This window comes from Cytobacillus oceanisediminis, from assembly GCF_004366035.1.
GTDB classification, from domain to species: domain Bacteria; phylum Bacillota; class Bacilli; order Bacillales; family Cytobacillaceae; genus Cytobacillus; species Cytobacillus oceanisediminis_C.
The window spans coordinates 1-13,619 of record NZ_SOEE01000012.1; the positions used below are offsets into that span (position 1 = coordinate 1).

Consider the following 13,619-nt stretch of genomic DNA (forward strand, 5'->3'; position numbering starts at 1 on the left):
TCCCATCTGTCCGCTCGACTTGCATGTATTAGGCACGCCGCCAGCGTTCGTCCTGAGCCAGGATCAAACTCTCCATATAAGAGTTGATTAAGCTCATAAGTTGTCTTTTCAAAAAAGACTAAAGAATTAACGTTGACGTTTCTGTTTTGTTTAGTTTTCAAAGAACTAATGCGATAACTTCTTTCGAAGTGACAACGAAATTTATCTTACCATCATCTCTTAAAGAAGTCAACAATCTTTTTTTACTTTTTTCTGTTTGATGTTCAAACAGTTTGTAACTTATTTTTGCCGTCGCTGTTTGAATACCTCTAAGCGACAAAAACTATCTTACAATAATTTAGGCGTAAGAGTCAATACCTTTTAAAAAAAAAAAAAAAATGCATGCACAATAAATTTTTCTCACATACTGCGCACATACAGTTTCTCTTCTTTAAAGAATATACCTTTTAGCCCAATCTTCAATAATGTTCAGCATTTCAGCGCTCAGTGGCTTTGAAAGACTTCCTTTATAAATTGACTTCAGCTTTATCATTGAAGTTTCTTCTTCCTGGTCTCTAAGGAGATGGTTCATCTTCGGGACATTATAGCCCTCAGCTGGGCCATTCACTTTTTCAGCAAAAAGATGCACATGTTCAGGATTTACTTGAACATCCTTCTTACCGGTAATTGCAAGAACCGGGCATGTAATCGCGGCCAAATCTTCTTTCATATTATATTGAAAATGCTCTCGTGCCCACTTGGCATTAATCTTTTAAATCCTTTTTTCATCACCGGCTCTTCCGATTCCATCACCTCATCAAACACCTTTCTTTGTTTGGAAGCAGCAGTTTTATGAACTTTTAAAAAACGAAGAAGAACACCATTAACCCCCTTCATCTCTTTAACTTCCTCTTCCAGCAATCTTGCTTGTAATTCAGAGGCCTTTCTTACATTATCCGCGTGACCGGCAAGCAGGATGATACCCGCAGCATCTGCCTGCCTATTAATAGGAGGAATTAAAGAGCACCCTTCGCTATGACCCAGCAGAAAAATTCTTTCAGGATTGATTTCCGGCAGCTCTTGCGCCTCCTTCACAGCGGCTATCCCATCATTAACTAAATCCCACATTCCTGTTTCATAAAAATTACCGCCGCTCATTCCTGCTCCCCGCTTATCATATCTGAGAACCGCCACCCCAATGGAGGAAAAAAACTCAGCAAGCATCTTATAAGCATTCATCTGCATAACCTTCGCATTGCCATCCCTGTCAACTGGACCTGAGCCATGAAATATAACAACAAGAGGAAGCTTTCCTTCTGACTCTTTCGGAAAGCTTACTGTTCCCTTTAGATTTACATCTGTATTAAAATCAATCTCACGTTCTTTCATTATTCAGCACCCCTTTGCAGCGACTTTACGTATGAGACGTTTACTAATAAATATCGTTCAGTTTTTTATTAAATTTTTTAAGGCAATACTAATTGCAAATCTTATTTGCAATAGAAAGAAGGGGTTTTATGCCTAAGAAAGCAGCCGCAGAAGGCAGGGATGATGCGAGCAAAAATGATATTTCAGAAAAAGCACCAAGTACAAATGAAAAAAGTGAAAATGAAGTCAGCAGGCTGAATCGGATGTTAGCTGCTGTTTTGAATTACCTATCGGATGATGAGGTGGAAGAAATCGATATCGAGTATTTGCTTGCAAATACGGAAGGCCTTCGGGAATGGTGGGATCGATATAGGGAAAATAACAAGAAACAAATCGAGGAAGAAATAAAGAAATCACTTGGCTCATTATCGCTTGAGGAGCTTGAGAGTATTCGAGAACAGATAAAGACTAAATAGCTCTGTCAAATAAAAAAGACTCGTTTGCCTTAAGCACACGAGTCTTTGTTTTTTTATTGTTCTAAAAGCTCTCCGCCTGTTAATTCAATATGTCCTTCCCCCCAATTGCACATTGCATCCAGAATTGGGCGGAGTGACCATCCGTAATCTGTTAATGAATAGACAACCTTAGGAGGAACTTGATCAAAAACAGCACGGTTTACAACGCCATCCGCTTCAAGCTCGCGCAGCTGCTGAGTCAGCATTTTTTGTGTAATCCCAGGCATTAGCCGCTTAAGCTCGCTAGTTCGCTTTTCACCTTTAATTAAATGACACATGATTACAACTTTCCACTTACCGCCAATCACATCTAATGTAGCTTCCACCGGAATATTGTAAGCCAAACTCCTTCCCCCCTCTGTTTGATAGGCACAAAAAAGTACCTACATTACTTTAAAGTACGTACTGTTCATTTTGAATTATGCCATCCATAATAGCATAAGGAAGCATAAAACAAAATGGTGAAATTGACCATAAGTTACTTTCTAGTGCCTGCATTACTTTAAAGTACGTACTATTCACCATGTTTGGAATGCTCCATAATATCTTTCATTAAGACTGAATGACCAAGGCGCCTGGCTATGATGTCTTTGCTCCACCCCATACTTTAAATATAAGGAGGATTCATTGCCAATGAGTTCTATTGCTATAAATGCACAAAAAGAAAAAGGCGGCACTCCTGCCCTGCTTGCACTCGCAATCAGCGCATTCGGAATTGGCACCACAGAGTTTGTGCCTGTTGGGCTGCTGTCGACCATTTCAGGTGATTTAGGAATTTCCATTACATTGGCCGGTTTATTGATTTCCGGCTATGCCATGGGAGTTGCCATTGGCGCACCTGTACTAACTGCTTTGACCAGTAAAATGAACAGAAAGTCTCTGCTCATGTCATTAATGATTTTGTTTATCATCGGAAATTCCGTTGCAGCCCTGTCCACCTCTTTTTCACTTTTGCTGGCTGCACGATTCATTACAGCTTTTTCACACGGCATCTTTTTCTCAATCGGCTCGACCATTGCCGCTGATTTAGTTCCTGAGAACAAACGCGCCAGCGCAATAGCCTTTATGTTCACTGGTTTGACTGTCGCAACCGTAACAGGTGTACCTCTCGGAACGTTTATCGGGCAGACATTTGGCTGGAGAGCCACATTCTCGGGAGTAGCGCTGCTTGGAGTAATTGGAATTATCGCCAGCGCCATTCTTGTTCCCAAAAACCTTAAACAAGCACCAGCTTCTAAGTTCAGTGAACAGCTGAAAATTCTAAGCAGCGGAAAACTGCTTTTAGCTTTTAGCATAACCGCATTGGGATATGGCGGAACGTTCGTTGCTTTTACCTACCTGACTCCGCTTCTCGAAGATGTAACAGGATTTAGTCCAAAATGGGTCAGCATCATTCTGCTTGCTTACGGAGTGGCCGTGGCAATAGGCAATGTCCTTGGCGGAAAGGCTTCTGACAAGGATCCATTAAATGCATTGTTTTGGATGTTCACTCTGCAAGCCATTATTCTTGGCGTGCTTACCTTTGCAGCACCTTTTAAAATTCTTGGTCTTGCTGCTATTTTCCTAATGGGCTTATTTGCTTTCATGAATGTGCCGGGCCTTCAAATTCTGGTGGTGAACCTGGCTGAGAAATATGTCCCTTCTGCTGTCAATGTTGCTTCAGCATTAAATATCGCGGCTTTTAACATCGGAATTGCTATCGGCTCATTTGTTGGCGGACTGATCGTCAACTCTATCGGCTTAATTCACACACCGTGGATTGGCGGAGTAATGGTGCTTGGGGCCGTATTTCTGACGGGATGGCTAAAAAAACTTGAGAAACAAAGCAAACAAACTAATTAAGGAGTGTCTTATATGAATAATCTATCTTTATCTAGTACTGCAGTACTTGCAAATGGAGTTAAAATGCCCAAGGTTGGACTTGGCGTATTTAAAGTGGAAAAGGAAGAAGAGCTAATAACCGCTGTTAAATCAGCAATTGAAATTGGATATAGAAGCATCGATACAGCTTCCATCTACGGCAACGAGGAATGGGTGGGAGAAGCCATCCGCCAGTCTGGCATTAATAGAGAAGAACTCTTTATCACTTCAAAAGTCTGGAATTCCGACCAGGGCTATGAAGCAGCACTCAAGGCGTTTAACACCTCATTGGAGAAAATGGGACTTGAATATCTTGACCTTTATTTGATCCATTGGCCTGTGGAGGGAAAATACACAGAAACCTGGAGAGCACTGGAAGACTTATATAAAGAAGGTAAAATCAAAACCATCGGCGTCAGCAACTTTCAAATCCGCCATTTAGAAAGTCTATTGAAAACAGCTGAGATCAAACCAATGATTAATCAAATTGAATTGCATCCTAAATTGGCCCAAACTGATCTCCGCGCCTTTGCAGCCAAATATGATATGCACATTGAAGCGTGGGCTCCACTAATGCAGGGCGGATTATTTGAAAATGAGATTCTGAAGAAACTGGCTGAAAAACATGGAAAATCCATTGCACAAATTGTCCTAAGGTGGCACCTGCAAAACAGTATTATTGTCATCCCTAAGTCAACAAAACCTCATCGCATCAAAGAAAATGCAGATTTATTTGATTTTGAACTATCTCAGCAGGACATGGAATTGATTGATTCCTTAGATGAACATTTACGCGTTGGACCAGATCCTGACAACTTTGATTTTTAAATAAAAGAGACGAGGAGCTGCAAGCTCCTCATCCCCTTTTATTTGTTTAACGAATTGTCTGCCTTAAAAGCGGCAATGTGATCTCTATTAAAGTACCTTCACCAATCTTGCTTTGATATACGATGCTGCCATGATGCTGCTTAATGATCTTATGGCAAATCATAAGTCCCAGACCAGTCCCTTTTTCTTTTAATGTATAAAAAGGTTCTCCAAGTCTCGGCAGAAATTCGTCAGGTATTCCGCACCCCTGATCCTGAAAGGAGACAATGCATTCCCCTTCATTATTATCCTTGAGGGAAATCTCAATATCCCCTCCTTTTTCCATAGCCTCCATGGCGTTTTTTATGATATTCAAAAAAACCTGCTTGATTTGATTTTTTTCACATGATATCAAAAAATCACCATCTGCAAAATTCAGCTTGAACTGGATACCGTTCATATTTGCCTGCGGGGATAATAACTCGACTGTATTCTCTATAATTTCCGTTAACTTAGCCGTGTCCATTTGAATGGCCTGCGGTTTTCCAAGCGTAAGCATTTCAGTGGTAATATTTTCAATTCGCGCCAATTCACTAAGCAGCAATCCATTTATTTGGCTATTGCCGCTCTTATAAAGCTGCAGGAACCCTTTGATGGTTGTAAGCGGGTTTCTGATTTCATGAGCAACCCCGGCTGCGAGCTCCCCGACAATCGATAGTTTCTCAGACTGCAAAAGAAATTCCTCTGCTTTTTTCCGCTCAGAAATATCCCTGCTGATCATGACAACATGCTCGATTACACCATTTTCGCCCTCAACCGGCATACACCGTGACTCAAATTCAATCCAATGGCCTTCTCTGTGTTTTAGGCGAAACTCCATTGCCATTCGCTCATTATTTTCGAATATCCTTTCTATGCCTGCCTGAAAATTTTCCGCTTCATCTGGATGAATAACAAAATCCACTTCCATATTTTGCAGTTCCGCTGCTTCACATCCTAATGCAAACTCATGAGACGGAGATAAATAACTCAAACTGCGATCCCTGTCCATCACCGCAATTAAGTCTGATGTATTTTCAGCGATCAGCCGGTATTTAGACTCACTTTCTTCCAGCGTCTTTTCCATCCGTTTTTTTTCTGTGATGATTCGTATTAATCGTTCATAGGATTCAATCAGCAAACTCCCAACAATGACACCAAGCCCCACAAACAGAATATATTGCAGATGAAAAATAGGGCTGTCCCTAAAAACGTTAAAAATGATCGGTACCGTTATAATATAAATGACACAATATACACCATATAATATGGCCGTTTTTCTAACCGCCTTAAGGTGGCGGCTATATCTATGTACGACTGTAAAAGCAATCAAAATAAGCGATAATCCTATTATGGCTGGCAGCCAATTCTCACTGATTACCAGCCTTGATACAAGGGCAATTATTCCGGTAATAAACCCTGCTCCTGGCCCCAAATAGGAAAATACCAAAATCAGAATGGCGTAACGAATATCATAGGAATAACCCTGCTCCTTAAAAGATATACCCACAAGAATGGCAGAAATAATTCCTGCATACAGGCCGCCCAAAAGATGCAGATCCTTAAGCGGTTTATGACTGATAAACGAGCGTAGAATTAAAGGCACACTGACCAATAATGAAAAAATGGAGAGATTAACAATGTAGTCTAATAGTATCAAGGAGGCTCCCACCTATATTGAGAAATTCTTAATATTCTTTCTTTATCATAAACCAGAGGTGGTGACCTTTCCACTACTATTTTAGAGCCCTCTAAAGGATATGCCAGAACTGATTTAAAAAGGGCCCATCCCTGGAAGGATAGGCCCTTTTTCGTTACACTTTCTTCACAAACTCCGACTTCAGCTTCATGGCTCCAAAGCCATCGATCTTACAGTCAATATCATGGTCCCCACCGACGAGGCGAATATTTTTCACCTTGGTTCCAATCTTAATAACAGAAGAAGTGCCTTTCACTTTAAGATCTTTAATGACTGATACTGTATCTCCATCAGTTAGTACATTTCCATTAGAATCCTTAATCACCTTTTCGTCTTCAAGACTGTTGGTTTCGGATTCAGCTGTCCACTCATATGCACACACAGGACATACAAAGAGCAGCCCGTCCTCGTACGTATACTCTGAACTGCATTTCGGGCAATTTGGCAAGCTAGACATTTCATTTTCCTCCATTGTTAAGCATTTTTTTCCGTTTAGCCATGAATACGAATATCATGACCGCCGCTATAATAACGAATGCTATAACAGTATATAAGATATATGTTGGATCTTCATTCACATCCTGTGGAATAAACCGATTGGCAATAGGTCCCACAGATATACACAGAGGAATTATAACCGTAAACCATGTTTTTGTATAAATAGCAGAAACAATAAATATAACCGCACAAACTGCCACAATTACATTATTCTGAAAGGGTGTTGCTGTAAAAACCGGTTCAAAACCCTGTTTCTGATTCCAAAGCAACAACATAACCATTAAGCCTGTTACAGCAACGCCAGCTCCTAAAAGAAGAACTGCACTCCACTTGGAATGAAGAAATTTAGGAAGCACTCTGAAAATCAGAACACCATAACCTCCGACTGCAATTACTCCTGCGGTGATAGCGATCCAAAGTGTTCCTTTGGATAAAGAAAAGTTCCCTTCAATTGCAGGACCTATGCTGACATAAGCTCCAAGCAAAAGGATCATCAGCGGCACCAGCCCCGCCATCTGACGATAATCGGTACTCATTGATTCTCCGATGCTTTTCATATATTGCTTTGGGCTATCCCCGATAATATAAGACACATCCTTCCCATCGGCTTCAGCTTCCATTAAATGCACTTCAAGCTCTTCTGTTATTTCATTTATTTCATCATCATTTTTCCCTTTTGACATCAGGTAAAAACGAAGCTCTGTCAAAAACTGTTCAGACTCCTTTGAGACCATTCTTCATATCCCCCTTTTATTCAATACATTATCAACAGATGAACTTACCTGTTCCCAGCGCCCTATAAACAGCTTCAGCTCCCGCTCGCCTTTTTCAGTTAATGTGTAATATTTTCGTTTAGGTCCAGCTGTTGACTTTCGCAAAGTGGCACTGATCAGCCCTTCTTTTTGCATACGCAGAAGCAGCGGATAAATGGTGCCTTCGCTCAATGAGCGAAATCCATATGACTCCAATTTCGCCGCCAATTCATACCCATATATCTCCCCTTCTTTAATTATGGCTAATAAACAACCGTCCAGAATTCCTTTTAGCATTTGCGTGGTTTCTGACATTGACCTTACTCCCTCCACTACCTTGTATTACAAGATAATCACCTGCAGTTAAATACCTTGCAATACAAGATATATACTTACTATACCTATCACTATATTGTATTGCAAGGTATTTCTGTAAAAAACAGGTAATTTTTTTACTTTATTTAATCAAACGTTTGATTGAACTCTTTTTACTGCCATATCGATTGTTTTTACCCAAAGAGGGAATAATAAGTTAATGTGGACCAGTGCCTGATCATTGGCCGCCGTTTTATCCAACTGCTTAAACACATTCTCAATTATAAACTTAAATCTCATATTAGTTGAGATTGATACAGGCAAAAAAAGGGTAATTAAAACAAGGAAGAGTTATACTGTATTCAAGGAGATCAAGGCTGTTTTGAAAGTTCCATTCCGTACTGATTTGACCCTAAAAAAAGCGTAATTAAACTTTGGTGTCTTATCCTGTCATTAAAGTTTCCGCCCTTCAACCGAAAAGGATCAAAATTTCACAGCTTTTCCCTTGACAAAAAATATATCGTATATGATAATTATTACCGAATTAGAATTATTATTAAATAGTTCGCTATTTAATTAATAATCATATCACTCAACCATTTAAGGAGGAATTTTATCATGGCATTAATCGGTTCAGAAGTACTACCATTCGCAGCAAAAGCTTACCATAACGGTGATTTCATCGATGTTACTGAAGAAAACTTCAAAGGAAAATGGAGCGTAGTATGCTTCTACCCAGCAGACTTCACATTCGTATGCCCTACTGAGCTAGAAGACCTTCAAAATGAATATGCAACTTTAAAAGATATGGGAGCAGAAGTTTATTCTGTATCAACTGATACTCACTTCACTCATAAAGCATGGCACGATAACTCTGAAACAATCAACAAGATTGAATACGTTATGATTGGTGACCCTAACCAGAGAATTTCCCGCAACTTCGAAGTTCTGAACGAAGAAGATGGACTGGCAGAACGCGGAACATTCATCATCGATCCAGATGGCATCATCCAAACTGTTGAAATCAACGCTGGCGGAATTGGCCGTGACGCAAGCCAGGTTGTAAGCAAGCTTAAAGCAGCTCAATATGTACGCAACAACCCAGGTGAAGTTTGCCCGGCTAAGTGGAAAGAAGGATCTGAAACACTTAAGCCAAGCCTTGATCTAGTAGGTAAAATCTAAGGAGCACGATAATCATGTTACTTGATGCAGATATAAAAGCACAATTAGCTCAATATCTTCAGATGATGGAGGGCGACATCCTTCTAAAAGTCAGCGCTGGATCAGATAAAGTATCCAGCGACATGCTGGCTTTGGTAGATGAGCTAGCCAATATGTCCTCCCACATTAAAGTTGAGCGCACTGAATTACAAAGGACGCCAAGCTTTAGTGTAAATCGTCCAGGTGAAGATACTGGCATTACCTTTGCCGGCATTCCTCTTGGACATGAATTTACTTCCTTAGTGCTTGCTCTGCTTCAAGTTAGCGGAAGGGCACCTAAGGTTGATCAGAAAGTCATCGACCAGGTGAAGAAGGTTGAGGGCGAATATCGTTTTGAAACTTATGTCAGCTTAAGCTGCCACAACTGCCCTGATGTAGTACAGGCTCTTAACGTCATGAGTGTTCTTAACCCTAATATTTCACACACAATGATCGATGGTGCTGCTTACAAAGAAGAAGTAGATGCTAAAGAAATTATGGCAGTGCCGACAGTTCTTCTTAATGGCGAATCATTCGGCAGCGGCCGTATGTCCCTTGAAGAAATTCTGGCGAAAATGGGAACAGGCCCTGACGCATCAGAGTTTGCAGATAAGGATCCTTATGATGTGCTTGTCATTGGAGGCGGCCCTGCGGGATCAAGCGCGGCAATCTATGCTGCACGCAAAGGCATCCGCACCGGCATCGTTGCTGAACGCTTTGGCGGCCAGGTAATGGATACTTTAGGCATCGAAAACTTTATCAGTGTGAAGCATACAGAAGGCCCTAAGCTTGTTGCAAGCCTTGAAGAACACGTGAAAGATTATGGCATCGATGTCATGAATCTGCAGCGTGCAAAGAGACTTGAAAAGAAGGACCTTGTTGAAATTGAACTTGAAAACGGTGCTGTTCTGAAAAGTAAATCAGTCATCCTTTCAACTGGTGCACGCTGGAGAAATGTCAACGTGCCAGGTGAAGCAGAGTTCAAAAACAAAGGGGTTGCTTACTGCCCTCACTGTGATGGCCCATTATTTGAAGGCAAAGACGTAGCTGTTATCGGCGGAGGCAACTCCGGTATTGAAGCAGCCATTGACCTTGCAGGGATTGTTAATCATGTAACGGTTATCGAATTCAATCCTGAATTGAAAGCAGATGCCGTTCTGCAGGAACGTCTGAACAGCCTTCCAAACGTAACGGTTGTCACAAATGCTCAGACAACTGAAATTACCGGAACTGATAAAGTAAATGGTATTTCATACATGGATCGTGAGACAGAAAAACTACACCATGTTGAACTGCAGGGTGTATTCGTCCAAATCGGCCTGGTTCCTAACACAGATTGGTTAGGCGACCAGATCGAGCGTACTCGCTTCGGCGAAATCGTTGTGGACAAGCACGGTGCCACAAACATCCCTGGTGTATTTGCTGCAGGAGACTGTACAGACAGTGCCTACAAGCAAATCATTATCTCCATGGGATCTGGTGCGACGGCAGCTCTAGGTGCGTTTGACTATCTGATCCGTAATTAATTTTTAATCTAAAACCGCTTACTGCCTTTGGCAGGAGCGGTTTTTCTATTGGGCTATCCCATTTCTTCAAAGTCGGCCAATGTATTCTACTCTAAGTTGGAAGCTCAGACTTAATCCCTGCTTCTGCTGTCCGAATGGCATTAGGTTCAGTCTTTTTTGTTAAGTGCCCTGGTACAATCGCAATTTGAAAGGCGACAGCTTCCAATCAAACGTTTGATCGAAATAGAAAAAGAGCACAGACATAGCCTGAGCCCTTACATTCTATCAGTGTACCAATGAGCCTTCTTTATATTTCTTCTCAAGTGTCAGCCTATACTCCTTGTTGGCTTCAATTAGATTATCTAAAATCTTTTTAGCAACAATGGCAGATGGAATTGTCTTGTTAAGCTGTAATGCTTGTAATGCTTTTTCATAAGAACCTTCCCTTTCCTTTTGACTTTAATTCACCGCCATCCTCCCCAGCGGCCCATTTTCATCAATAATATCCTGCAGTGCATAAACGGATATCGGAAACATCGGGAATCCATAAGCATAAGGCGTTATTTCATAGAGCTGGAAATAGATGATCAGAGCTTTGTCTGCTATATAAAAGTCCTGGTCAGGCCTAATGCCTTTGAAGTCTACAAGCAGCGGAATGTCACGCTGTTTAATTTGAACTGAGATCAGCTCAGACAGGCGTTTTACATAATTACTGCCCGGCTTAAATAAATCCTTTAAGGAAACCTGCTTCCCCTTTTGCAGATCAAACGTCAGGGATTTTATAACTGTCATACCATGTGCCGCATGATAATGATACACGTAATTGGATAAAGACAAGCTCAGGACGTCTCGCTGATTACTTTTAATCTCATAGTATCCATACAAATCAACCACGGTTGTATCCATATTGCCTGTCTGCTCGTTAATGAGCTGCTGGTTTTCTCGGACAATGGTACTGTTGATAACATGCTGCAGCTGCTTATTTTGCATTCCTGTCACACGGGGATAATAAACGACTTTGGTGGGCCCGGTCCTGATTGTCATCGTTTTGATGCCTACCGGAAAGTTGATTGCCACGGCTATCCATCCTTTTTGGGTTTTTAACACATCCTATTCATCGGATAGGCGTTAAGGTGCATAACAGGTAATGGAAGTTTCAATGTTATATAATGATATCGATATATAAGAGACAGGAGCACACAAAATGGATAAAAAGCAAACCAGCCTTAAACCATTCATTTCACTCATACTATCAACAAAAATTCCAAAGACTGCCCTCATCATTGGTTTAACAGCCAGCATTTTAACCACCTTAACTGGCCTTCTCGTACCGCTGCTGACCAAAAATCTGGTGGACGGTTTTTCTGTTGAATCTTTAAGCGTTCCGCTCATAATCGGAATTGGGGCAGCCTTTATCGTCCAGGCCATCATCAGCGGAATCTCCATCTACCTGCTCAGCTATGTAGGCCAAAAAGTGGTGGCACGGCTTCGGGACCGGATGTGGATGAAGCTCATAAGGCTGCCGGTCAGTTATTTTGATAAGCAATCCAGCGGCCGGACAGTCAGCCGCGTAGTTAATGATACTAGCATTGTCAGGGAGCTGATTACCAATCACTTTCCACAATTTATTACCGGGATTATCAGTATTATCGGTGCAATTATTATCCTGCTTGTGATGGACTGGAAAATGACACTGCTCATGCTCACTTCTGTTCCTATTACACTGGCAATCATGATTCCACTCGGCCGAAAGATGGCAAAAATATCTCGGGGCCTTCAAGATGAAACTGCCATCTTTACCGGAAACATTACCCAAACACTTGGTGAAATCCGCTTAATGAAGTCTTCTACCGCAGAACAAAATGAAGAAGAAAAAGGATTGGATGGCATCGACAAACTGCTTGGCTTCGGTTTGCGGGAAGCCCGCATTTTTGCAATGATTGGCCCGACTATGTACCTGATTATGATGGTTGTTATTGTCATGATCATCGCCTATGGAGGCATGCGTGTGGCCAGCGGAACGATGTCAACGGGTTCTCTTGTAGCCTTTTTGCTGTACTTATTCCAGATTATTATGCCAATCACCTCATTTGCGATGTTTTTTACTCAGCTGCAAAAAGCAAAAGGCGCCACAGAGCGGATCATAGAAATTTTGGAGGAGCCATTAGAAGATGGGCAAGACGGCATCGAATTGGATATCAGCAGCAAACCGATTTTAATCGATAACGTCTCATTCTCCTATAGCGCAGAAGAGAGTGTTCTGGAAAATATCTCACTGGAAGCCCAGCCAGGTCAGATGATTGCACTGGCAGGTCCAAGCGGAAGCGGAAAAACCACTCTGTTTGGTTTGCTTGAACGATTTTACGAGCCAACTAATGGTGAAATTAAAATTGGCGATACACACATCCAGCAGATATCCCTTAAATCCTGGCGCAGCCAAATTGGCTATGTTTCACAGGAAAGTGCCATGATGGCAGGTACGATCCGTGAGAATTTATGCTATGGGCTGGAAAATTCCAAAAGCATTGCAGATGAGAAATTATGGGAAGTTGCGAAAATGGCATACGCTGACCAATTCATCGCTGATTTTCCGAAGGGGCTTGACACAGAAGTTGGTGAGCGGGGGGTGAAGCTTTCCGGAGGACAACGGCAGCGTATTGCTATAGCGCGGGCTTTCCTGCGCGACCCTAAAATATTGATGATGGACGAAGCTACCGCCAGCCTTGACAGCCAATCTGAAGGCATCGTCCAGCAGGCCCTTACCCGCCTAATGGAAGGCCGGACAACTTTCGTCATCGCCCACCGCCTTTCCACAATTGTTGACGCAGACCAAATTGTTTTCATTGAAAAAGGACGGGTCACAGGCATTGGCACACATTCCGAATTGACACAATCACATGATCTATATCGTGAATTTGCCGAGCAGCAGCTTGCATAAGAAGTGGCCAGTCTATCAAAGACTGGCCATTTTACTGCTGATCTTGATTCCAGCCCCTTTAAAACCGAATCTTATGATAAAATGTGACAAATTATCCATATAAACATGATAGTGGATTCCTTATAATGGAATTAAGATCTCAGT

General features: G+C 41.7%; 14 protein-coding genes, 1 rRNA gene and 1 pseudogene. 6 read left to right on the plus strand and 10 right to left on the minus strand.

All coding sequences use genetic code 11. The features are described 5' to 3' along the window. From DFO72_RS24170 to DFO72_RS24175, 3 genes are all read right to left on the minus strand, one after another. Window positions 1-79: ribosomal RNA gene (locus tag DFO72_RS24170) — 16S ribosomal RNA — on the minus strand; the annotation flags it as partial. A 351-nt stretch (window positions 80-430) separates the two neighbouring features. Next, entirely contained in the window at window positions 431-709 is a 279-nt protein-coding gene (locus tag DFO72_RS30175) for an alpha/beta hydrolase (RefSeq protein WP_243856268.1), read from the minus strand. Continuing rightward, entirely contained in the window at window positions 706-1,368 is a 663-nt protein-coding gene (locus DFO72_RS24175) for an alpha/beta hydrolase family protein (RefSeq protein ID WP_243856269.1), read from the minus strand. Before DFO72_RS24175 ends, DFO72_RS30175 begins: the two co-directional genes overlap by 4 nt. A gap of 128 nt (window positions 1,369-1,496) precedes the next feature. Between DFO72_RS24175 and DFO72_RS24180 the strand changes: the two genes are divergently transcribed. Beyond that, the gene (locus DFO72_RS24180) at window positions 1,497-1,823 is read left to right on the plus strand and encodes a hypothetical protein (RefSeq protein WP_113884849.1); all 327 of its coding nucleotides are present in this window, start codon (window positions 1,497-1,499) and stop codon (window positions 1,821-1,823) included. Window positions 1,824-1,876: 53 nt separating this feature from the next. On the opposite strand, the gene DFO72_RS24185 is transcribed toward DFO72_RS24180, so the two are convergent. Beyond that, window positions 1,877-2,206 (minus strand): winged helix-turn-helix transcriptional regulator, encoded by a 330-nt coding sequence (locus tag DFO72_RS24185; protein ID WP_113884850.1) that lies wholly within the window; start codon window positions 2,204-2,206, stop codon window positions 1,877-1,879. A 289-nt stretch (window positions 2,207-2,495) separates the two neighbouring features. Between DFO72_RS24185 and DFO72_RS24190 the strand changes: the two genes are divergently transcribed. Continuing rightward, window positions 2,496-3,704, plus strand: a complete 1,209-nt coding sequence (locus DFO72_RS24190) for an MFS transporter (RefSeq protein WP_113884851.1) — start codon at window positions 2,496-2,498, stop codon at window positions 3,702-3,704. Window positions 3,705-3,716: 12 nt separating this feature from the next. Beyond that, complete coding sequence (locus DFO72_RS24195; protein ID WP_113884852.1) at window positions 3,717-4,550, plus strand: aldo/keto reductase; 834 nt, start codon at window positions 3,717-3,719, stop codon at window positions 4,548-4,550. A 46-nt stretch (window positions 4,551-4,596) separates the two neighbouring features. Here the strand turns inward: DFO72_RS24195 and DFO72_RS24200 are convergent, their stop codons facing one another. The 4 genes from DFO72_RS24200 to DFO72_RS24215 all read right to left on the minus strand — a co-directional run bounded on the left by DFO72_RS24200 (window position 4,597) and on the right by DFO72_RS24215 (window position 7,832). Further along, window positions 4,597-6,228 carry an ATP-binding protein gene (locus DFO72_RS24200; RefSeq protein ID WP_113884853.1) on the minus strand — a complete coding sequence of 544 codons (1,632 nt, stop codon included), beginning with the start codon at window positions 6,226-6,228 and terminating at the stop codon, window positions 4,597-4,599. A 154-nt stretch (window positions 6,229-6,382) separates the two neighbouring features. After that, entirely contained in the window at window positions 6,383-6,724 is a 342-nt protein-coding gene (locus DFO72_RS24205) for a zinc ribbon domain-containing protein YjdM (RefSeq protein ID WP_113884854.1), read from the minus strand. Window position 6,725: 1 nt separating this feature from the next. Beyond that, a complete protein-coding gene (locus tag DFO72_RS24210) occupies window positions 6,726-7,499 on the minus strand; it encodes a hypothetical protein (RefSeq protein WP_113884855.1) in 774 nt (257 codons plus the stop codon). Window positions 7,500-7,502: 3 nt separating this feature from the next. After that, complete coding sequence (locus DFO72_RS24215; protein WP_113884856.1) at window positions 7,503-7,832, minus strand: PadR family transcriptional regulator; 330 nt, start codon at window positions 7,830-7,832, stop codon at window positions 7,503-7,505. Between the two features lie 618 nt (window positions 7,833-8,450). On the opposite strand from DFO72_RS24215, the gene ahpC reads away from it, so the two are divergent. Both ahpC and ahpF read left to right on the plus strand, forming a co-directional pair. Then, window positions 8,451-9,014, plus strand: a complete 564-nt coding sequence (gene ahpC, locus DFO72_RS24220; RefSeq protein WP_009335870.1) for an alkyl hydroperoxide reductase subunit C — start codon at window positions 8,451-8,453, stop codon at window positions 9,012-9,014. A 14-nt stretch (window positions 9,015-9,028) separates the two neighbouring features. Then, entirely contained in the window at window positions 9,029-10,558 is a 1,530-nt protein-coding gene (gene ahpF, locus DFO72_RS24225) for an alkyl hydroperoxide reductase subunit F (RefSeq protein WP_113884857.1), read from the plus strand. A 264-nt stretch (window positions 10,559-10,822) separates the two neighbouring features. Here ahpF and DFO72_RS30180 read toward each other — a convergent pair. Both DFO72_RS30180 and DFO72_RS24235 read right to left on the minus strand, forming a co-directional pair. Then, window positions 10,823-10,981 (minus strand): annotated as a pseudogene (locus DFO72_RS30180) (6-phospho-alpha-glucosidase); the annotation flags it as partial. Window positions 10,982-10,996: 15 nt separating this feature from the next. After that, window positions 10,997-11,614, minus strand: a complete 618-nt coding sequence (locus DFO72_RS24235; RefSeq protein WP_181782398.1) for a DUF3298 and DUF4163 domain-containing protein — start codon at window positions 11,612-11,614, stop codon at window positions 10,997-10,999. A 127-nt stretch (window positions 11,615-11,741) separates the two neighbouring features. On the opposite strand from DFO72_RS24235, the gene DFO72_RS24240 reads away from it, so the two are divergent. Beyond that, a complete protein-coding gene (locus DFO72_RS24240; RefSeq protein WP_113884858.1) occupies window positions 11,742-13,475 on the plus strand; it encodes an ABC transporter ATP-binding protein in 1,734 nt (577 codons plus the stop codon). The last annotated feature ends 144 nt before the right edge of the window (window positions 13,476-13,619 follow it).

Coding starts and splice junctions, on each gene's coding strand:
- DFO72_RS24175 (WP_243856269.1), bottom strand. CDS start 1,368: ATGAAAGAACGTGAGATTGATTTTAATACAGATGTAAATCTAAAGGGA.
- DFO72_RS24180 (WP_113884849.1), top strand. CDS start 1,497: ATGCCTAAGAAAGCAGCCGCAGAAGGCAGGGATGATGCGAGCAAAAAT.
- ahpF (WP_113884857.1), top strand. CDS start 9,029: ATGTTACTTGATGCAGATATAAAAGCACAATTAGCTCAATATCTTCAG.
- DFO72_RS24215 (WP_113884856.1), bottom strand. CDS start 7,832: ATGTCAGAAACCACGCAAATGCTAAAAGGAATTCTGGACGGTTGTTTA.
- DFO72_RS24205 (WP_113884854.1), bottom strand. CDS start 6,724: ATGTCTAGCTTGCCAAATTGCCCGAAATGCAGTTCAGAGTATACGTAC.
- DFO72_RS24190 (WP_113884851.1), top strand. CDS start 2,496: ATGAGTTCTATTGCTATAAATGCACAAAAAGAAAAAGGCGGCACTCCT.
- ahpC (WP_009335870.1), top strand. CDS start 8,451: ATGGCATTAATCGGTTCAGAAGTACTACCATTCGCAGCAAAAGCTTAC.
- DFO72_RS24210 (WP_113884855.1), bottom strand. CDS start 7,499: ATGGTCTCAAAGGAGTCTGAACAGTTTTTGACAGAGCTTCGTTTTTAC.
- DFO72_RS24240 (WP_113884858.1), top strand. CDS start 11,742: ATGGATAAAAAGCAAACCAGCCTTAAACCATTCATTTCACTCATACTA.
- DFO72_RS24195 (WP_113884852.1), top strand. CDS start 3,717: ATGAATAATCTATCTTTATCTAGTACTGCAGTACTTGCAAATGGAGTT.
- DFO72_RS30175 (WP_243856268.1), bottom strand. CDS start 709: ATGAAAGAAGATTTGGCCGCGATTACATGCCCGGTTCTTGCAATTACC.